This is a genomic window from Streptomyces sp. NPDC057877 (assembly GCF_042796855.1).
Classification (GTDB): Bacteria; Actinomycetota; Actinomycetes; order Streptomycetales; family Streptomycetaceae; genus Streptomyces.
Window position 1 is genome coordinate 167,621 of the sequence record NZ_JBHVMS010000005.1, and the last position, 18,073, is coordinate 185,693.

Consider the following 18,073-nt stretch of genomic DNA (forward strand, 5'->3'; position numbering starts at 1 on the left):
GGCGTTTCGGGCGCGCGCGGTGTGTGGGGCGGGGTTTCAGGGGTGCGGCGCGTGTCGGGCAGGGTTTCGGGGCCGCGGCGCGTGTCGGGCGGGTTTTCGGGGGCGCGGCGGCGTGTCGGGCGCGGTGAGGGTGTGTCAGCCCGCGAGGTTGTCCGCCAGTTCCTCGGTGAGGTTGGCCTCCGTGCCCGGGATGCCCAGGTCGGTGGCGCGCTTGTCGGCCATCGCCAGCAGTCGGCGGATCCGACCGGCCACGGCGTCCTTGGTCAGCGGCGGGTCGGCGAGGGCGCCCAGTTCCTCCAGGGAGGCCTGCTTGTGCTCCATGCGCAGGCGTCCGGCGGCGGCGAGGTGCTCGGGGACGTCGTCACCGAGGATCTCCAGCGCGCGGGCGACCCGGGCACCGGCGGCCACCGCCGCGCGGGCGGAGCGGCGCAGGTTGGCGTCGTCGAAGTTGGCCAGCCGGTTGGCCGTCGCGCGGACCTCGCGGCGCATCCGGCGCTCCTCCCAGGCCAGCACCGACTCGTGCGCGCCGAGCCGGGTCAGCAGGGCGCCGATCGCGTCGCCGTCCCGGACGACGACCCGGTCCACACCGCGCACCTCGCGCGCCTTCGCGGCGATCGAGAGTCTGCGGGCGGCGCCGACCAGGGCGAGCGCGGCCTCCGGACCGGGGCAGGTCACCTCCAGGGAGGAGGAGCGGCCCGGCTCGGTGAGCGAGCCGTGCGCCAGGAACGCCCCGCGCCAGGCCGCCTCCGCGTCACAGGTCGCGCCGGAGACCACCTGCGGGGGCAGCCCGCGGATCGGACGGCCCCGCCCGTCGACGAGGCCCGTCTGCCGGGCCAGCTGGTCACCGCCCGCGACGACCCGGACCACGTACCGGGAGCCGCGGCGCAGACCGCCGGGCGCCATCACGATCAGTTCCGAGCTGTGGCCGAAGATCTCCAGGATGTCCCGCTTGAGGCGGCGCGCCGCCATCGCGGTGTCCAGCTCCGCCTCGATCACGATGCGCCCGCTGACCAGATGGAGGCCGCCGGCGAACCGCAGAATGGCGGAGACCTCCGCCTTCCGACAGCAGGTCCGGGTGACGGGGAGCCGGGAGATCTCGTCCTTCACCGCTGCCGTCATCGCCATGGGCCGATCCTTCCATGCATCCGAAAAATACGGTCGTACGCGGCGGCCAGCAGCTCCGGGTCATGCCGCGGAGTCCCGTCCGTCCTGGCCACCGGGGCCAGCTCGACCGCGGCCCCGAAACGCCGGGCGGCGTCGGTGAGTGAGTCGCGGTCGGGCACGGCGGCCTCGTCGGCCAGCACCACGTCCAGGGCGAGTTTAGGGGCGTGTCGTCCCAAAACCTCCAAATGACGCTGCGGGGAGAAGCCCTCGGTTTCTCCGGGCTGCGGGGCGAGGTTCAGGGAGAGTACCCGGCGGGCCTTGGTCTCCATGAGGGCGCCCAGCAACTCGGGCACGAGCAGATGCGGGATGACCGAGGAGAACCAGGAGCCGGGACCGAGCACCACCCAGTCCGCGTCCAGCACCGCCGCCACGGCCTCCGGGACCGCGGGTGGGTCGTGCGGCACCAGGTGCACCGACTGCACCTCGCCCGTCGTGAGGGCGACGGTCGCCTGGCCGCGGACGGTGTCGGTGTCCTCGGGCCGGTCCGGGTCATGGCCCCTGACCAGGGCCTGCAGCTCCAGCGGCACGGCCGACATGGGCAGCACCCGCCCGTGCGCGCCGAGCAGCTTGCCGACCAGGTCGAGCGCCTGGACGTGGTCGCCGAGCTGCTCCCACAGGGCGACGATCAGCAGATTGCCGACCGCGTGGCCGTGCATCTCGCCGTGGGACTGGAAGCGGTGCTGGATGACCCGGGCCCAGGTCTGGCCCCAGTCGTCGTCCCCGCACAGCGCGGCCAGCGCCTTGCGCAGATCGCCGGGCGGCAGCACGCCCAGCTCGTCCCGCAGCCGCCCGCTGGAGCCGCCGTCGTCGGCGACGGTGACCACGGCGGTGAGGTCGCCGGTGATCCGGCGCAGCGCGGCGAGCGAGGCGGACAGGCCCATGCCGCCGCCGAGGGCGACCACCTTGGGCTGGGCGCCGCGGCGGCGCGGACGGCCACCGCGGCCCTCGGCGGGCTTGGCCCGCCCCCCGTCCGACGACCTGCCGCCGCGTCCCTCGGGGGTGATCCGGCGCAGCCTGCTCAGCCGCAACGTACGTCCTGTCATTCGCGTCCCATGTCCCGGTGCACGACCACCGTCTCCACACCCTCGGCCGCCAGGCGCGCGGCGAGCTTCTCCGACATGGCGACCGAGCGGTGCTTGCCGCCGGTGCAGCCGACCGCGATGGTCACATAGCGCTTGCCCTCACGGCGGTAGCCGGTCGCGATCAGCTGGAGCAGCTCGGCGTAGCGGTCGAGGAACTCCTTGGCGCCGGGCTGGTTGAAGACATAGCCCGACACCTCTTCGTTGAGGCCCGTGAACGGGCGCAGTTCCGGCACCCAGTGCGGGTTGGGCAGGAAGCGGCAGTCGACGACGAGGTCCGCGTCGACCGGCAGGCCGTACTTGTACCCGAAGGACATCACCGTGGCCCGCAGCTCGGGCTCCTCCTCGCCCGCGAACTGGGCGTCCATCTTGGCGCGCAGCTCGTGCACGTTCAGGCTGGAGGTGTCGATCACCAGGTCCGCGTCACCGCGCAGCTCGCGCAGCAGTTCGCGCTCGGCGGCGATCCCGTCGACGATGCGGCCCTCGCCCTGGAGGGGGTGCGGGCGGCGCACCGACTCGAAGCGGCGCACCAGGGCCTCGTCGGAGGACTCCAGGAAGACGATGCGCCGGGTGACGTGCTTCGCCTCCAGGTCGGCGAGTGACTCCCGGAGGTTGTCGAAGAAACGGCGCCCTCGTACGTCGACGACGACCGCGATCCGCGCCACGTTGCCCTGGGAGCGGGCGCCCAGCTCCACCATGGTGGGGATCAGCGCGGGCGGGAGGTTGTCCACGACGAACCAGCCGAGGTCCTCCAGGCACTTCGCGGCGGTGGACCGGCCCGCGCCGGACATCCCGGAGATGATCACCAGCTCGGGGATGGCGGCCTCGGGGACGCCGCTGGAGGCGCCCGGGGTGGTGTCGGAGATGGTGTCGGGGGTGGTGTCGGGGGTGGTGTCGGGCGTTCCGGATGTGCTGGGCGTCTCTGGTGCCTGGGGTGTCGGGCGCGCTTCGGGTGTCGGGCGCGCTTCGGGTGTCTGGGGTGCCTCGGGCGCCTGTGGCGTCTTTGGCGTCTCTGGCGTCTCTGGCGTCTCTGGCGTCTCTGGCGTCTCTGGCGTCTCTGGCGTGGATTCTGTCGCGTGTTCGGACTCGTGCTCGGTCATGTCTCCTGCCCCCGTCGCTCGTCAGGGGATCCCGCGGTTACGGGGTCCCCCGGGGCTCCCGCCGTCGTCTCGGGCGCCCCGTTGTCCATGTCCTCCATGATCTCTCCAGTCGCCGTGTTCACGGCGGGTGCGGCCGGTGCCGCCTGGGCGAGGGCCACGGCGATCGTCTCGGCCGTCTTACGACCGATACCCGGAACCTCACAGATCTGGTCAATTGTCGCGGATCGCAGCTTCTTCACCGAACCGAAGTGCTTGATCAACGCCTGTTTGCGTGTCTCGCCGAGCCCCGGTACGTCGTCCAGGGGGCTCGACCGGAAGCGCTTGGCCCGCTTGGTGCGCTGGTAGGTGATGGCGAACCGGTGCGCCTCGTCACGGACGCGTTGCAGCAGATAGAGGCCCTCGCTGCTGCGGGGCAGGACCACCGGGTCCTCGTCGTCGGGGAGCCAGACCTCCTCCAGCCGCTTGGCCAGGCCGCAGACGGCGATGTCGTCGATGCCCAGTTCGTCCAGCGCCCGCTTGGCCGCCGCGACCTGCGGCTTGCCGCCGTCCACGACGACGAGCTGCGGGGGGTAGGCGAAGCGCTTGGGGCGGCCGTCCTCGTCGAGGGGGGCGGCGGGGACCTCGACGGCGGCGGGGATGGCCGGGGTCTCGCCGGTGCCGTCCGGGGTCTCATCGGTGCCGTTCGGGAGGCCGGTGCCGTTCGCGGCGCCGGTGCCGCCCGCGAGGCCGGGGTCGCCCGCGAGGCCGGGGTCGCCGTCGGCCCACTCCCCCGTGCGCTCCTTCTCGGCGAGATAGCGCCGGAAGCGGCGGGTGATCACCTCGTGCATGGACCGGACGTCGTCCTGCCCGGCGAAGCCCTTGATCTGGAAACGGCGGTATTCGCTCTTGCGCTGGAGCCCGTCCTCGAAGACGACCATGGACGCCACCACGTCGTCGCCCTGGAGGTGCGAGATGTCGTAGCACTCGATCCTGAGCGGCGCGCTGTCCAGGCCGAGCGCGTCGGAGATCTCCTCCAGCGCGCGCGAGCGGGTGGTCAGGTCGGAGGCGCGCTTGGTCTTGTGCAGGGCGAGCCCCTGCTGGGCGTTGCGCTGCACGGTCTCCATCAGCGCCTTCTTGTCGCCGCGCTGCGGAATGCGCAGGGAGACGTTGGCGCCGCGGCGGTCGGTGAGCCACTGCTGCACCGGCTCCACCGGGTCGGGCAGCGCCGGGACGAGCACCTCGCGCGGGACGGCGTCGCCGGTCTCCTCGCCGTAGAGCTGCTGGAGGGCGTGCTCGACGAGGGCGCCGGTGGTGATCTCCTCCACCTTGTCGGTCACCCAGCCGCGCTGGCCGCGCACGCGTCCGCCGCGGACGTGGAAGATCTGCACGGCCGCCTCCAGCTCGTCCTCGGCGACCGCGATCAGATCGGCGTCGGTCGCGTCGGCGAGGACGACCGCGTTCTTCTCCATGGCCTTCTTCAGGGCCTCGATGTCGTCGCGCAGCCGGGCCGCGCGCTCGTACTCCAGCTCCTCCGCCGCCTCGGTCATCTGCCTCTCCAGGCGGCGCAGATAGGTACCGGTGCGGCCCGCCATGAAGTCGGAGAACTCCTCGGCCAGCTCCCTGTGGTCCTCGGCGGAGATCCGGCCGACGCAGGGCGCGGAGCACTTGCCGATGTAGCCGAGCAGACAGGGGCGGCCGGTGCGGGCGGCGTTCTTGAAGACGCCGGTCGAGCAGGTGCGTACCGGGAAGACGCGCAGCAGGAGGTCGACGGTGTCGCGGATCGCCCACGCGTGCGCGTACGGCCCGAAGTAGCGCACGCCCTTCTTCTTGTGGCCGCGCATCACCTGTACGCGCGGGAACTCCTCGTTCATCGTCACCGCGAGATAGGGGTAGCTCTTGTCGTCGCGGTACTTGACGTTGAACCTCGGGTCGAACTCCTTGATCCAGGAGTACTCCAGCTGGAGGGCCTCGACCTCCGTGGACACCACCGTCCACTCCACCGACGCGGCCGTGGTGACCATGGAGCGGGTGCGCGGGTGGAGCCCTGCCAGGTCCTGGAAGTAGTTCGCCAGGCGCTGGCGCAGACTCTTCGCCTTCCCGACGTAGATCACCCGGCGGTGCTCGTCGCGGAACTTGTAGACCCCGGGGGAATCCGGGATCTGTCCCGGCCTGGGGCGGTAGCTGGAGGGGTCGGCCATGTCTCACACCCTACTGGCGTGGGCTGACAGTCCGGCGGGCCTGTGGATAACCCTCGCCAAACCCTGGTTACCGACGGTAAGGGGGTTGCCGGGAGAAGGCGACCGGGTCCGTCTCGTCTCGGCCAGGAGTACGCCGCTGTTGGGCATCAGGTGTTGTCCGGACTTGGTCAACACGCTTCAATGCGGGGGAACTCGGGACCGGAGCGACAGCGTACGAATGTGCCCGCCCGCGCACTGTGCATGCGCGCGCGAGGCACGGGCGTGCGGGGGGCCGCCGCCGACCGGGAGGTCCCGACACCGCGTGAACGGTCTGACCAGCCGTTGTGAACCAGCAGAGAAAGGCCCCTGCATGCCGCACGCCACACAGCCCGCGGACCTCGCCACCGCGGAACTGGACACGGCCCTGCGCGGCGGCCCGTTCCATGTCGCGCTGCGCGCCGCGATAGCCGCCCGCGGACTGCCCCTCCAGCGAGTGCAGCACCATCTGTCGCGCCACGGCGTCAAAGTCGGTGTCACCAGCCTGAGTTACTGGCAGCAGGGCGCCCGGCGCCCCCAGCGCCCCGAGTCGCTGCGGGCCGTGCGCGCGCTGGAGGAGATACTCCAACTGCCGGACGAGTCACTGATCCGGCTGCTCGCCGACGGTGACGAGCGCCCAGGGGGACGGCAGCCCGCCACCCGCACCTACCGCTCCCTCGTCGCGGCCTCGGGCGTCCTGGAGGAGCTGCTGGCCGACCTGGACTGCCCGCCCGACGCCGGGCTGCACATGCTCGGGCACCACGAGCGGGTGCGGATCGGGGCCCGACGGGAGCTGCTGGGCCGCGACTCCCACCACATCGTGCGCGCCCACCGCGACGGCGTGGACCGCTTCGTCGCCGTCCACCACGGGGACCCCGGCTGCGCACCCGAGCACATGGCGGTGCGGGCCCTCGACAACTGCCGCACCGGGCGCGTGCTCCGGGACGACGCGACGGGAGTGCTCGTCGCCGAGCTACTCTTCGACACCCGGCTGCGGGCCGGGGACACCTTCCTGTTCCGCTACGGCGTCCAGGACGGCACGGCCGGTGTCTCGCGCGAGTACGTCCGCGGCTTCGGCCCCGCGGGCGGCCAGTACGCGCTCCAGGTGCGCTTCGACGAGAACGCCCTGCCCGTACGCTGCCACCGCTTCACCCAGCACTCCGCGGCGGCGCCGCGCAGTGGCCGCCAGGAACTGACCATGACCGGCAGCCACCACTCCGTGCACCTCGTCGAGCCCCGGGTGCGGTCGGGGATCGTCGGGATCGGCTGGGACTGGGAGTGAGCGGAAGCGACCCCAAGGGGTGCGGGCAGGACGTCGGGAGGGCATGGGGAAGGGCCCGGCGAGGGCCTCGCGTCTGCATCAGGCGACCGGCCCCGCAACGATCTTGCCGCCCTCGGCCCTGACCGGCAGTTCCGTGAGCGGCTCCGTGGCCGGGGGCACCACCGCCTCCCCGGTCATCGCGTCGAACTCGCTGCCGTGGCAGGGGCAGATCAGCCTCGTCCCCTCCAGCTTGTTCGCGGAGCACTGCGCGTGCGTGCAGACCGTGCTGTACGCCTTCAGGGTGCCGTCCTCACCCCGGCCCACCACCATGTTGTGCTCCGCATAGAGCTTGGCGCCGCCCTTGGCGACCTCGCCCTCCGCGCCCAGCTCCACCGGCGCGGTCGGCAGCGCCCGCGTCGCCCGGTCCGGTCCCGGTGAACAGGCGGCGAGCCCTGTCCCCGCCACGGGCGTGAGTGCCACCCCTCGCAGGACGGTACGGCGGCTGGGGGTGGGGCGGGCGGACATGCGGTGCTCCTGTTCCGGTGGGCTGCGTGCCGACGATAGCCGGGGGGACGGCGCGGGAGCGGGGCGGGTGGCGGTTGGTGACGTACACGCTTGCGCAAGCGTTTACGCGCGGTCCGGAATGGGATACCTTCCCCGCCAGACGACTCAGGAGGGGGATCGCGTTGGCGACCATGGCCGATGTCGCCCGGAGCGCCGGTGTCTCCGTGGCGACGGTCTCGCACGTGCTCAACGGCACCCGTCCCGTGCTCCCCCGCACCCGTCAGGCCGTCCTGGACGCCATCGACGAACTCGGCTACACCCCCAACACCCTCGCCCGCTCCCTGGTGACCTCGCGCACCCGCTCCATCGGGCTCGCGGTGTCGGCCATCAGCAACCCCTACTTCACGGAGATCCTCCAGGGGGTCGAGGCGAGCGCCCTGGAGAGCGGCTACAGCCTGCTCATCGCCGACCCGCACGACGATCCCCGGCATGAGCGCAAGGTCGTCCAGCTGCTGCACGAGCGGCGCGTGGACGGCATGATCGTCGCGCCCTCCGCCGAGCCCCGCGAACTCCTCGCCTACCTCGGCCGCCACAAGGTGCCGACCGTCCTCCTCGACCGGCTGGTGGACGCCGCCGCCGACGGCGCGCCCCGCTTCGACCAGGTCTGCGCCGAGAACGCCGAGCCGACGGCCCGGCTGGTCACCCATCTCGCCGGGCTCGGCCACCGCCGGATCGCGCTGGTCGCCGGTCTGGCCGGGCTCAGCACCACCAGCGAACGGATCTCCGGCTACCGGCACGGCCTGGCGGCGGCCGGGCTGCCCGTCGACGAGCGGCTGGTGGTGCACGGCGACTCCGAGGCGGCGGGCGCCGAGCGGGCCACCGCGGCGCTGCTGTCCCTCGCCGCCCCGCCCACCGCGCTCGTCACCGCCAACAACGCGATGACCATCGGCGCCCTGCGTGCCCTGCGCGACCACGGCCTGGCCGTGCCCGGCGACATCGCCCTGTGCTGCTTCGACGACTTCGCCTGGGCCGACCTGTTCTCCCCCCGGCTGACCGCCGTGGCCCAGCCCAGCAAGGAACTCGGCGCCCTGGCGGTCCGGGTCCTCCTGGAACGGCTGGCGGCGCCCGACCGGCCCACCCGGACGGTCCGCCTGCCCTGCGCCTTCGTCCACCGCACGTCGTGCGGCTGTCCCGACCAGCCGCCCCCGGCCGGACCGCGGCCGGAGCGGCCCGCGCGGCACCAGCCCGAGCAGCGAACTGTGCGGCCCCAACCCGCACAGCAACCTGTGCGGCCAAAGCCCGCGCAGCACCGGAAAGGAACCGCCCCATGATCGTCGTCGCCGGTGAGGCCCTGATCGACCTGGTACCGCAGGGCACGGGCGCCCTGGCGGGCCTCCAACCGGCGCTCGGCGGCGGCCCGTACAACACCGCCGTCGCGCTCGGCCGCCTTGGCTCCCCCACCGCCTTCTGCTCCCGCGCCTCCCACGACGCCTTCGGCGAGGCCCTGCTCGACGGGCTGCGGGCGGCCGGGGTGGACGTCTCGAGCGTGCAGCGCGGCCCGGAACCCACCACCCTCGCCGTCGCCACCCTGGACGGCGACGGCTCGGCCGCCTACTCCTTCTACGTCGACGGCACCGCCGACCGCCTGTTCACCGCCCCCGACCGGCTGCCCCCGGCGACCCGCGCGGTCTCCTTCGGCACCTGCTCACTCGTCCTGGAACCGGGCGCCAGCGCCTACGAGCGGCTGATGCGCACCGTCTCCGCCGAAGGCGTGTTCACCGCGCTCGACCCGAACATCCGGGCCGTGCTGATCCCCGACCCGGACGCCTACCGGGCCCGCTTCGAGAGCTGGCTGCCGTCGATATCCCTGCTCAAGCTCTCCGAGGAGGACGCCCGCTGGCTCGGCGGCACCCCGCGCGAGTGGCTGGCCGCGGGTCCCTCCGCCGTGGTGATCACCCGGGGCGGCGACGGGCTCACCGTCTTCACCGCGGGCGGCGCGGAGCACTCCGTGCCGGGCGAGAAGGTCTCGGTCGTGGACACCATCGGGGCGGGCGACACCGTGAACGCCGCCCTGCTGCACGGCCTCGCCGCCTGGGACGCCCTGTCCCCGGACGCCGTGGCGGGCCTGGACGCCGCCCACTGGACACGCCTGCTGCGCTTCGCGGCCCGCGCGGCGGCGATCACCTGCTCACGCGCGGGAGCGGAGCCGCCGTACGCCGACGAGCTGGGTGACATCTAGCGGCGGCTGACGCAGCGGCGGGCGGTCGGGGCGCCACCGGTCAGCGTCGGCCGCCGACCGCGCGCAGTGCGCCCGGGGTTCGGCCGTTGAGGCGGTCCAGGGCCGTGGCGGTGGCCTCGTCGGCCGGAAGGTGGACCAGCAGACGCAGCCCCTCGTCGGGCAGGGCGAGTGTCTCGAAGGCGAGCCGCAGCCGCCCGGCCTCCGGATGCTCCACGAGATCCGTTCCGGCCTGGGCGGGCATGGTCGGCACGGCGGCCAGCCGCTCGGCGAACACCGCACCCGCCGTCACCGTCAGCTCATCGGCCAACGCGGTCACATGGGGGTCCTGAAGCGGGGCCTCTTGGCGCAACTGCGCGATCTGCTCGTCGGCGAGCCGCTCCCAGCCGGGGTACACGACGCGGGCGCGCTCGTCGGTGAACAGATACCGCAGGACGTTGGGCGGGTCGCCGTCGAGCAGGCCGAGCGGCCGGGCGAACCGCTCGTAGCCCGAGGTGTACGTCACGATGTCGCTGATCCGGTTGAGCAGCACGGCCGGGGTGGGCTCCAGACGGTCGAGCAGCGCCTGGACGGTGGCGCGCACGGTGCTGACCGGTGGGGTGGCCATGGAGCAGAGCACATGGTCGTCGCTGTGCGCCTTGGCCAGGCGGCGCATCAGGAGGCGGTCCGGCAACGGCAGGCGCAGGGCGTCGCCGAGGGCGCCGAGAACCTGGGGTGAGGGGTTGCGGTCGCGGCCCTGCTCCAGGCGGGTGAGGTACTCGACGCTGATCCCGGCGAGCGTGGCCAGCTCGGACCGGCGCAGCCCCGGGGTGCGGCGGCGCGGGCCGGTGGGGAGGCCCACCTCGGGCGGTGTGATGGCTTCCCGGCGGGTGCGGATGAAGGTGCCCAGCTCGTTGTCGCTCACCCAGCGAACGTACAACGCGTGCCGCGCGGGATGGTGTCCCTGTCACTACCACCCTTGGCCCGGTCTCCCTACCGCCCGCCCGGACGCCGAGGGTGGAGGCATGACTCAGGACGACCTTTCACAGACCACTGCCGTTGCCCCTCTCCCGCTGGCGCCCGGCGAGTGGGAGATGGACCCGCTGCACTCCGCCGTCAACTTCACCATCCGCCACCTCGGGATCGCCAAGGTGCGCGGACGCTTCGCCGATGTGCGGGCCGGGCTGTACGTCGGTGAGTCGCTGGAGGAGGTGCGGGTGACCGCCGAGATCGCGCTCGCCTCCATCGACACCGGGAACGCCGACCGGGACGCGCACACCCGCTCGGCCGATCTGCTGGACGTGGAGAAGCGTCCGACGATGGCCTTCCGCTCGACCCGCGTCTTCGGGGAGGGCGAGGACTGGACGATGGAGGGGGACCTGGCCATCGGGGGCGTGTCCCGCCCGGTGGCGCTCGCCGTCGACTTCGGCGGGGTGATGGAGACTCCCGGGGACGGGCGGAGGCGGGCCGGGTTCGAGGCGACGGGCGAGATCCGGCGCAGCGACTACGGGATGGACTTCGGGGGCTCGCTCCTCGGTGATGTTGTCAAGGTTCAGCTGGACATGCAGTTCCTCGAGCCGCAGGGCCAGGGCGGCTGACTGTGCAACGAGCGGCGCCCCGCGGGGAGTTCCCGCGGGGCGCCGGTCCTTCTCGCTGTCCCTGTTCGCCGTCAGGCCTTGCGGGCCCGGGCCGTCCGCTTGGCGGGCGCGGCCTTCTTGGCGACGGCACCGGCGGTCTTCTTCGCCACCGCCGTCCGGCGGGGAGCCTTCACGGGCTCGGCGTCGCTGATCCGGTCACCGAGGATCTCCCTGAGGAACTTGCCGGTGTGGCTGGCCGGGACCCCGGCCACCTCCTCCGGCGTGCCCTCGGCGACGACGAGGCCGCCGCCCGCGCCGCCCTCGGGGCCCATGTCGACGACCCAGTCCGCGGTCTTGATCACGTCGAGGTTGTGCTCGATGACGATCACCGTGTTGCCCTTGTCGACCAGGCCGGACAGGACCTTCAGCAGCTTGCTGATGTCCTCGAAGTGCAGACCGGTGGTCGGCTCGTCCAGGACGTAGACCGTGCGGCCGGTGGAGCGCTTCTGCAGCTCGCTGGCGAGCTTGACGCGCTGCGCCTCACCGCCGGAGAGGGTGGTCGCGGCCTGGCCGAGGCGGACGTAGCCGAGACCGACGTCCTTCAGCGTGTTGAGGTGGCGGGCGATCGCGGGGACCGCCTCGAAGAACTCCGTCGCCTCCTCGATCGGCATGTTCAGGACCTCGGCGATGGACTTGCCCTTGTAGTGGACCTCCAGGGTCTCCCGGTTGTAGCGGGCGCCGTGGCAGACCTCGCACGGGACGTACACGTCCGGGAGGAAGTTCATCTCGATCTTGATCGTGCCGTCGCCCGCGCAGTTCTCGCAGCGACCGCCCTTGACGTTGAAGGAGAACCGGCCGGGCATGTAGCCGCGGACCTTCGCCTCGGTCGTCTCGGCGAACAGTTTGCGGATGTGGTCGAAGACGCCGGTGTAGGTCGCCGGGTTGGAGCGCGGGGTGCGGCCGATGGGCGACTGGTCGACGTGCACGACCTTGTCGACGAGGTCGTCACCCTCCACGCGCGTGTGCCGCCCGGGCACGCTGCGGGCGCCGTTCAGCTCACGGGCCAGGTGGGTGTAGAGGATGTCGTTGACCAGCGTCGACTTGCCGGATCCGGAGACACCGGTGACGGCGGTGAACACACCCAGCGGGAAGGACACGTCGATGTCCTGGAGGTTGTTCTCCCGGGCGCCGTGCACGGTGAGCTGCCGGGACGGGTCGTGCGGGCGACGGATGTCCGGCAGCGGGATGGCCTTCTTGCCGGACAGGTACTGACCGGTCTGCGACTCGGCGTTGGCGAGCAGTTCCTTCAGGGAGCCGCTGTGCACGACCTTGCCGCCGTGCTCGCCCGCGCCGGGGCCGATGTCCACGATCCAGTCGGCGACCTTGATGGTGTCCTCGTCGTGCTCGACGACGATCAGGGTGTTGCCCATGTCGCGCAGCCGGACGAGGGTCTCGATCAGCCGGTGGTTGTCGCGCTGGTGCAGGCCGATGGACGGCTCGTCGAGGACGTAGAGGACGCCGACGAGTCCGGAGCCGATCTGCGTGGCCAGGCGGATGCGCTGGGCCTCACCACCGGAGAGGGTGCCCGCCGCGCGGTTCAGCGAGAGGTAGTCCAGGCCGACGTCGACCAGGAACCGCAGCCGTTCGTTGACCTCCTTCAGCACCCGCTCGGCGATCTTCTTGTCCCGCGCGGTGAGCTTCAGCTCGCCCAGGAAGTCCGCGCAGTCGCTGATGGACATCGCGGAGACCTCGGCGATGGACTTCCCCATGACCGTGACCGCGAGGACGATCGGCTTCAGCCGGGTGCCCTCACAGGTGGGGCAGGGCACCTCGCGCATATAGCCCTCGAAGCGCTCCCGGCTGGCGTCGGACTCGGCCTCGCTGTGCCGCCGCTTGACGAACGGCACCGCGCCTTCGAAGGGCGTGGTGTAGACGCGCTCCCTGCCGTACCGGTTGCGGTAGCGGACCTCGATCTGGGTCTTGTGGCCGTGCAGGAGGGCCTTCTTGGCGCGCTGGGGCAGACCGGCGAAGGGGATGTCCGTCCGGAAGCCGAGGGCGTCCGCGAGAGCGCCGATCAGCCGGCCGAAGTAGTCCTTGGTGTGTCCGTGCGACCAGGGGTGGATGGCGCCCTCGTCGAGGGTCTTGTCCGGGTCCGGGACGATCAGCTCCGGGTCGACCTCCATGCGGGTGCCGATGCCGGTGCACTCCGGGCAGGCGCCGAAGGGCGAGTTGAAGGAGAAGGAGCGCGGCTCCAGCTCCTCGAAGGACAGGTCGTCGTACGCGCAGTACAGGTGCTCGGAGTACATGCGCTCGCGCTCGGGGTCGTCCTCGGGGAGGTCGACGAAGTCGAGCACGACCATGCCGCCGGACAGGCCGAGGGCGGTCTCCACCGAGTCGGTGAGACGCCGCTTGGCGGAGTCCTTCACCGTGAGGCGGTCGACGACCACCTCGATGGTGTGCTTCTCCTGCTTCTTCAGCGTGGGCGGGTCGGAGAGCTGGATCGTCTCGCCGTCCACGCGCGCGCGGGAGTAGCCCTTGGTCTGGAGGTCGGCGAAGAGGTCGACGAACTCGCCCTTGCGCTCGCGGACCAGCGGCGACAGCACCTGGAAGCGGCTGCCCTCCGGCAGCTCCAGGACCTTGTCGACGATGGCCTGCGGCGACTGGCGGGAGATCGGGCGGCCGCACTGGGGACAGTGCGGCTTACCGATGCGGGCGAACAGCAGCCGCAGATAGTCGTAGACCTCGGTGATGGTGCCGACCGTGGAGCGCGGGTTGCGCGAGGTCGACTTCTGGTCGATGGAGACCGCGGGCGAGAGGCCCTCGATGAAGTCGACGTCCGGCTTGTCCATCTGGCCGAGGAACTGGCGGGCGTACGAGGAGAGCGACTCCACGTAGCGCCGCTGGCCCTCGGCGAAGATCGTGTCGAAGGCCAGGGAGGACTTGCCCGACCCGGACAGGCCCGTGAAGACGATGAGCGAGTCACGAGGCAGGTCGAGCGAGACGTTCTTGAGATTGTGCTCGCGCGCGCCACGGACGATGAGACGGTCGGCCACGCCGGTCCGCACCTTTCTTGAGAGAAGTGACAGGGGCGGGGCCCCCGTCTTCCTCAGACTAGGGGGAGCCACTGACAACGCCGGTCGGATCCCCCGGGTTGCACAACAATCCCCGGCCATCCAGCATGCCCGACGCCACGTCCGACCTTATAGCACGTGCATTCGATTTACGGCCCGGGTTCACTACCTTCACCCGAAGGTGTGGCCGGACTACTGTCAGCACCATGATTGATCACGCTCGTGACCTGGCCTCTGTACAAGAAGCGACCGAACGGCTGCTCAACGCAGCCGCCAAGCTGGACGACACGGCAGTGACGCAACCGTCACTCCTGCCCGGCTGGACCCGGGGGCACATCCTCGCCCACCTCGCCCGCAACGCCGACGCCCTGGTGAACGTCATGGAAGGGCGTCCCATGTACGCCTCGGCCGAGGCGCGGGACGCCGACATCGAGCGCGACGCCCCGCGCCCCCTCGACGTCCAGCTCGCCGACGTCCGCGAGACCGCAGCCCGTCTCCAGGAGGCGGCGGCCGTGCCCGCGGACTGGTCCCGCACGGTCACCCTGCGCAACGGCGTCACCGACACCGCGGCCCGCGTGCCCTTCCGCCGCTGGGTGGAGGTGGAGCTGCACCACGTGGACCTCGGGATCGGCTACGGGCTGGAGGACGTCCCGGAGGAGTTCGCGGAGCGGGAGACGGCCTTCCTCGCCGAACGCTTCACCGGCAATCCCGACGTCCCCGCGACCCGCCTGACGGACGGCACGCGCGCGTGGACGACGGGACGCACGGCCACGACGCCCGAGGTGACCGTCTCCGGCACGCTCCCGGACCTCTTGGGCTGGCTGTCCGGCCGCCGCGACGGCTCGTCCCTGACGGTGACCGACGGCGCCCTTCCCGCTCTGCCTCCGCTGTAGGCGCGGGGACTCGCACGAGTCCCGCCACGACGCACCACCGACGAACCACGCGCCCAGCGGAGCGCATAGGCTGACGAGCATGACGTACAGCGGAGCGGTGAAGGTCGGCGGCCCGGCCGATGTGCACGAGCTGCGGGACCTGATGATCACGAAGATCGCGGTCGGCCCGATGGACAACAACGCCTATCTGCTGCGCTGCCGGGCCACGGACGAGCAGTTGCTGATCGACGCGGCGAACGACGCCGACGCGCTGCTGGGCATGATCGGTGACGACGGCATCGCCTCCGTCGTCACCACGCACCGGCACGGCGACCACTGGCAGGCGCTCGCCGAGGTGGTCGCCGCGACCGGCGCCCGTACCTACGCGGGCCGCGACGACGCCGAGGGCATCCCCGTGCCGACCGAGGTCCTGGTCGACGACGGCGACACCATCCGGGTGGGGCGCGTGGAACTGACCGCGCGCCATCTCGTGGGCCACACGCCGGGCTCGATCGCCCTCGTCTACGACGACCCGCACGGGCATCCCCATGTGTTCACCGGGGACTGTCTCTTCCCGGGAGGTGTGGGCAACACCCGTAAGGATCCGGCGGCGTTCGCCAGTCTGATCCACGACGTGGAGACCAAGATCTTCGACGTGCTCCCGGATGAGTCCTGGGTCTACCCCGGACACGGCAACGACACCACGCTGGGCGCCGAGCGACCGCATCTGCCGGAGTGGCACGCGCGCGGGTGGTGAGCACACTGCGCGCGGGCGGTGCGCCGAGGGCGCGAGTCGACATGTTCGCGCCCCGTGTGAAACCTCTGCACACGCCGGTGTTCCACGCGCACTCCCGGCGCACGCTGCTGCGCGGTCAACTGGTGACAGCCCCGCGCGGGTGACGGCTCCCGCGCGGTACGGGCCGCCGGTCCCTCACATCCCCGCCCTCGGCCGGCGGCCCCGGCAACAGCCGCCCAAGGGCTACGCCCCCAGCAGCGCCGCGACCCGCTCCACACCGAACACATAGCCCTGCACCCCGCACCCCGCGATGACTCCGTCCGCGCGCAGTGAGACATAGGAGTGGTGCCGGAACGACTCGCGCTGGTGGATGTTGGAGATGTGGACCTCCAACACCGGCATGCCGTCACAGGTGTTGAGCGCATCCAGGATGGCGACGGAGGTGTGCGAGTAGGCCCCCGGGTTGATGACGATCCCGCAGTGGTTGAGCCGCGCCTCGTGGATCCAGTCGACCAGTTCGCCCTCGTGGTTGGACTGCCGCAGGTCCACCGTGCCGCCGTGCGCCGCCGCGGCCTTGGCGCACATCGACTCGACGTCGGCGAGGGTGTCGGAGCCGTAGATCTCGGGCTGGCGCTGGCCGAGGAGGTTCAGGTTGGGCCCGTTGAGGATCATGATCGGGGCGTTGGCGAGGGTGCGGGGCACGGTTCCTCCGGGTCCGTCGGGGGCGGTCCGCCAGGACCGCTGCTCGCACCCGGTCTATCACGGCGCACCACCGCGACGACCCCTCGTATCCTCGCGCAGGTCCGACATGGGCCTCGGCCACACCGACCCCCAGTTCGTCATCCCCTACGACGGCACGATCCGCGTCGACGGCTCCACCCGGCGCGTCACGATCACCTACTGACACAGACCGCACCTCCGCACGCCCCCGTAACCCCTTGTCACTGTGGGTAGTTGACGCAGCATGCACGATGTACAGACCGTGAAGACACCTGGCATGCTGCGCATCGCCGCCGCCGCACTGGCCGGAACGGCCATCGAGTTCTACGACTTCTTCGTCTACGGGACCGCGGCGGCGCTGGTGCTGGGGCCGTTGTTCTTCCCGACCTTCTCACCGGTGGCGGGGACGCTGGCGGCCTTCGGCACGTTCGGGGTGGGGTTCTTCGCGCGGCCCCTGGGTTCGGTGCTGTTCGGGCACATCGGGGACCGGCACGGGCGGCGGCCCGTCCTGGTGATCTCGCTGCTGCTGACCGGCGCCTCGACGGTCGCGGTCGGCTGTGTACCGACGTACGACACCATCGGGGTGGCCGCTCCGGTGCTGCTGCTCGTCCTGCGCTTTCTGCAAGGTCTGGGGCTCGGTGGTGAGTGGGGCGGGGCCGTGCTGCTGACCGCGGAGCACGCTCCGGAGGGGCGGCGCGGGCTGTGGTCGAGCTTTCCGCAGGTCGGGCCCGCGGTGGGCTTCCTGCTCGCCAACGGGGTGATGCTGGGACTGTCGGCGGCCCTGACCGACGCGCAGTTCTCGGCGTGGGGCTGGCGGGTGCCTTTCTGGGCGGCCGGGGTGCTGGCGCTGCTCGGGCTGTGGCTGCGTTCCTCGCTCGCGGAGAGTCCCCGCTTCCTGGAGATCGACGACCACGCGCGCGTGCCGCTCGTCGAGGTCTTCCGCGACCACTGGCGGCTGGTCCTGCTGACCGGCGGGGCCCTCTCGGCGGGCTACGCGATCTTCTACGCCGTCACCACCTGGTCCCTCGCCTATGCGACCGAACGGCTCGGGGTGGGCCGTACCGTCATGCTGTCCTGCATCATGGCCGCGATCGTGGTGAAGGGCGCCCTCACTCCGGTGGCGGCGGTCCTCGGTGACCGTTACGGGCGGCGTCCGCTGTGCCTGATCGGGTGCTCGGCGTCGGCCCTGTGGATGTTCCCGATGATCGCGCTGCTCGCGACGGGGGCGCCGCTGCTGATGTTCACCGGCTTCCTGGGCTCGATGCTCGCCTTCGTCACGATGTTCGCGGTGATCGCCGCGTATCTGCCGGAGCTGTACGAGCCACGGGTGCGCTGCACGGGCGCCGCGGTCGGCTACAACCTGGGCGGGGTGCTCGGTGGCGCCCTCACCCCGATCGTGGCGACGGCGCTCGCGGATCAGGGTGGCCGGGTGCCCTGGGGTGTGGCCGCCTATCTGACCGGGGTCACCCTGTTCAGCCTGGCCTGTTTCGCCCTGCTGCCGGACACCCGCCCGGTGCGGGTGCCGGTGGCTGAGCGGGAGCCGGAGCCGGGCGCAGTGGCGAAGGCGACGACCGGCTGAGCC

The 18,073-nt window shown here is 71.8% G+C and carries 15 protein-coding genes; 7 read left to right on the top strand and 8 right to left on the bottom strand.

The features are described from left to right. Window positions 1-135: 135 nt before the first annotated feature. From whiA to uvrC, 4 genes are read right to left on the bottom strand one after another with little or no spacing between them, the layout of a single operon-like run. Window positions 136-1,125, bottom strand: coding sequence for a DNA-binding protein WhiA (gene whiA, locus ACFVQG_RS15795; RefSeq protein ID WP_383382214.1), 990 nt, complete (start codon window positions 1,123-1,125; stop codon window positions 136-138). Then, complete coding sequence (gene yvcK, locus ACFVQG_RS15800; protein WP_383382217.1) at window positions 1,116-2,207, bottom strand: uridine diphosphate-N-acetylglucosamine-binding protein YvcK; 1,092 nt, start codon at window positions 2,205-2,207, stop codon at window positions 1,116-1,118. Before yvcK ends, whiA begins: the two co-directional genes overlap by 10 nt. Next, on the bottom strand, window positions 2,204-3,343 hold the full coding sequence (rapZ, locus tag ACFVQG_RS15805) for an RNase adapter RapZ (RefSeq protein WP_383382220.1): 1,140 nt from the start codon (window positions 3,341-3,343) through the stop codon (window positions 2,204-2,206). The genes yvcK and rapZ overlap by 4 nt, the downstream gene beginning before the upstream one ends. Beyond that, entirely contained in the window at window positions 3,340-5,520 is a 2,181-nt protein-coding gene (uvrC, locus tag ACFVQG_RS15810) for an excinuclease ABC subunit UvrC (RefSeq protein ID WP_383382223.1), read from the bottom strand. The genes rapZ and uvrC overlap by 4 nt, the downstream gene beginning before the upstream one ends. Before the next feature lie 349 nt (window positions 5,521-5,869). Between uvrC and ACFVQG_RS15815 the strand changes: the two genes are divergently transcribed. Further along, window positions 5,870-6,817 (top strand): hypothetical protein, encoded by a 948-nt coding sequence (locus tag ACFVQG_RS15815; RefSeq protein WP_383382226.1) that lies wholly within the window; start codon window positions 5,870-5,872, stop codon window positions 6,815-6,817. A gap of 78 nt (window positions 6,818-6,895) precedes the next feature. On the opposite strand, the gene ACFVQG_RS15820 is transcribed toward ACFVQG_RS15815, so the two are convergent. Then, the gene (locus tag ACFVQG_RS15820; protein WP_383382229.1) at window positions 6,896-7,321 is read right to left on the bottom strand and encodes a Rieske (2Fe-2S) protein; all 426 of its coding nucleotides are present in this window, start codon (window positions 7,319-7,321) and stop codon (window positions 6,896-6,898) included. A gap of 161 nt (window positions 7,322-7,482) precedes the next feature. Between ACFVQG_RS15820 and ACFVQG_RS15825 the strand changes: the two genes are divergently transcribed. Both ACFVQG_RS15825 and ACFVQG_RS15830 read left to right on the top strand, forming a co-directional pair. After that, on the top strand, window positions 7,483-8,631 hold the full coding sequence (locus ACFVQG_RS15825) for a LacI family DNA-binding transcriptional regulator (protein WP_383382232.1): 1,149 nt from the start codon (window positions 7,483-7,485) through the stop codon (window positions 8,629-8,631). After that, on the top strand, window positions 8,628-9,539 hold the full coding sequence (locus tag ACFVQG_RS15830) for a carbohydrate kinase (protein ID WP_383382237.1): 912 nt from the start codon (window positions 8,628-8,630) through the stop codon (window positions 9,537-9,539). The genes ACFVQG_RS15825 and ACFVQG_RS15830 overlap by 4 nt, the downstream gene beginning before the upstream one ends. Window positions 9,540-9,579: 40 nt before the next feature. On the opposite strand, the gene ACFVQG_RS15835 is transcribed toward ACFVQG_RS15830, so the two are convergent. Beyond that, complete coding sequence (locus tag ACFVQG_RS15835) at window positions 9,580-10,440, bottom strand: helix-turn-helix domain-containing protein (protein ID WP_383382242.1); 861 nt, start codon at window positions 10,438-10,440, stop codon at window positions 9,580-9,582. Window positions 10,441-10,540: 100 nt separating this feature from the next. Here ACFVQG_RS15835 and ACFVQG_RS15840 point away from each other — a divergent pair, with 100 nt between their 5' ends. Next, window positions 10,541-11,113 (top strand): YceI family protein, encoded by a 573-nt coding sequence (locus ACFVQG_RS15840; RefSeq protein WP_383382245.1) that lies wholly within the window; start codon window positions 10,541-10,543, stop codon window positions 11,111-11,113. A gap of 71 nt (window positions 11,114-11,184) precedes the next feature. Here ACFVQG_RS15840 and uvrA read toward each other — a convergent pair whose 3' ends face one another. Continuing rightward, window positions 11,185-14,145, bottom strand: coding sequence for an excinuclease ABC subunit UvrA (gene uvrA / locus ACFVQG_RS15845; RefSeq protein WP_383382248.1), 2,961 nt, complete (start codon window positions 14,143-14,145; stop codon window positions 11,185-11,187). 224 nt (window positions 14,146-14,369) lie between these two features. On the opposite strand from uvrA, the gene ACFVQG_RS15850 reads away from it, so the two are divergent. Both ACFVQG_RS15850 and ACFVQG_RS15855 read left to right on the top strand, forming a co-directional pair. Then, window positions 14,370-15,056, top strand: coding sequence for a maleylpyruvate isomerase family mycothiol-dependent enzyme (locus ACFVQG_RS15850; protein WP_383382251.1), 687 nt, complete (start codon window positions 14,370-14,372; stop codon window positions 15,054-15,056). A gap of 79 nt (window positions 15,057-15,135) precedes the next feature. After that, on the top strand, window positions 15,136-15,792 hold the full coding sequence (locus ACFVQG_RS15855) for an MBL fold metallo-hydrolase (protein ID WP_383382254.1): 657 nt from the start codon (window positions 15,136-15,138) through the stop codon (window positions 15,790-15,792). 222 nt (window positions 15,793-16,014) lie between these two features. Here ACFVQG_RS15855 and aroQ read toward each other — a convergent pair whose 3' ends face one another. Next, entirely contained in the window at window positions 16,015-16,473 is a 459-nt protein-coding gene (gene aroQ, locus ACFVQG_RS15860) for a type II 3-dehydroquinate dehydratase (RefSeq protein ID WP_383382257.1), read from the bottom strand. 295 nt (window positions 16,474-16,768) lie between these two features. Here aroQ and ACFVQG_RS15865 point away from each other — a divergent pair, with 295 nt between their 5' ends. Beyond that, a complete protein-coding gene (locus ACFVQG_RS15865) occupies window positions 16,769-18,070 on the top strand; it encodes an MFS transporter (protein WP_383383789.1) in 1,302 nt (433 codons plus the stop codon). The last annotated feature ends 3 nt before the right edge of the window (window positions 18,071-18,073 follow it).

Coding starts and splice junctions, on each gene's coding strand:
- whiA (WP_383382214.1), bottom strand. CDS start 1,125: ATGGCGATGACGGCAGCGGTGAAGGACGAGATCTCCCGGCTCCCCGTC.
- yvcK (WP_383382217.1), bottom strand. CDS start 2,207: ATGACAGGACGTACGTTGCGGCTGAGCAGGCTGCGCCGGATCACCCCC.
- rapZ (WP_383382220.1), bottom strand. CDS start 3,343: ATGACCGAGCACGAGTCCGAACACGCGACAGAATCCACGCCAGAGACG.
- uvrC (WP_383382223.1), bottom strand. CDS start 5,520: ATGGCCGACCCCTCCAGCTACCGCCCCAGGCCGGGACAGATCCCGGAT.
- ACFVQG_RS15815 (WP_383382226.1), top strand. CDS start 5,870: ATGCCGCACGCCACACAGCCCGCGGACCTCGCCACCGCGGAACTGGAC.
- ACFVQG_RS15820 (WP_383382229.1), bottom strand. CDS start 7,321: ATGTCCGCCCGCCCCACCCCCAGCCGCCGTACCGTCCTGCGAGGGGTG.
- ACFVQG_RS15830 (WP_383382237.1), top strand. CDS start 8,628: ATGATCGTCGTCGCCGGTGAGGCCCTGATCGACCTGGTACCGCAGGGC.
- ACFVQG_RS15840 (WP_383382245.1), top strand. CDS start 10,541: ATGACTCAGGACGACCTTTCACAGACCACTGCCGTTGCCCCTCTCCCG.
- ACFVQG_RS15850 (WP_383382251.1), top strand. CDS start 14,370: ATGATTGATCACGCTCGTGACCTGGCCTCTGTACAAGAAGCGACCGAA.
- ACFVQG_RS15855 (WP_383382254.1), top strand. CDS start 15,136: ATGACGTACAGCGGAGCGGTGAAGGTCGGCGGCCCGGCCGATGTGCAC.
- ACFVQG_RS15865 (WP_383383789.1), top strand. CDS start 16,769: ATGCTGCGCATCGCCGCCGCCGCACTGGCCGGAACGGCCATCGAGTTC.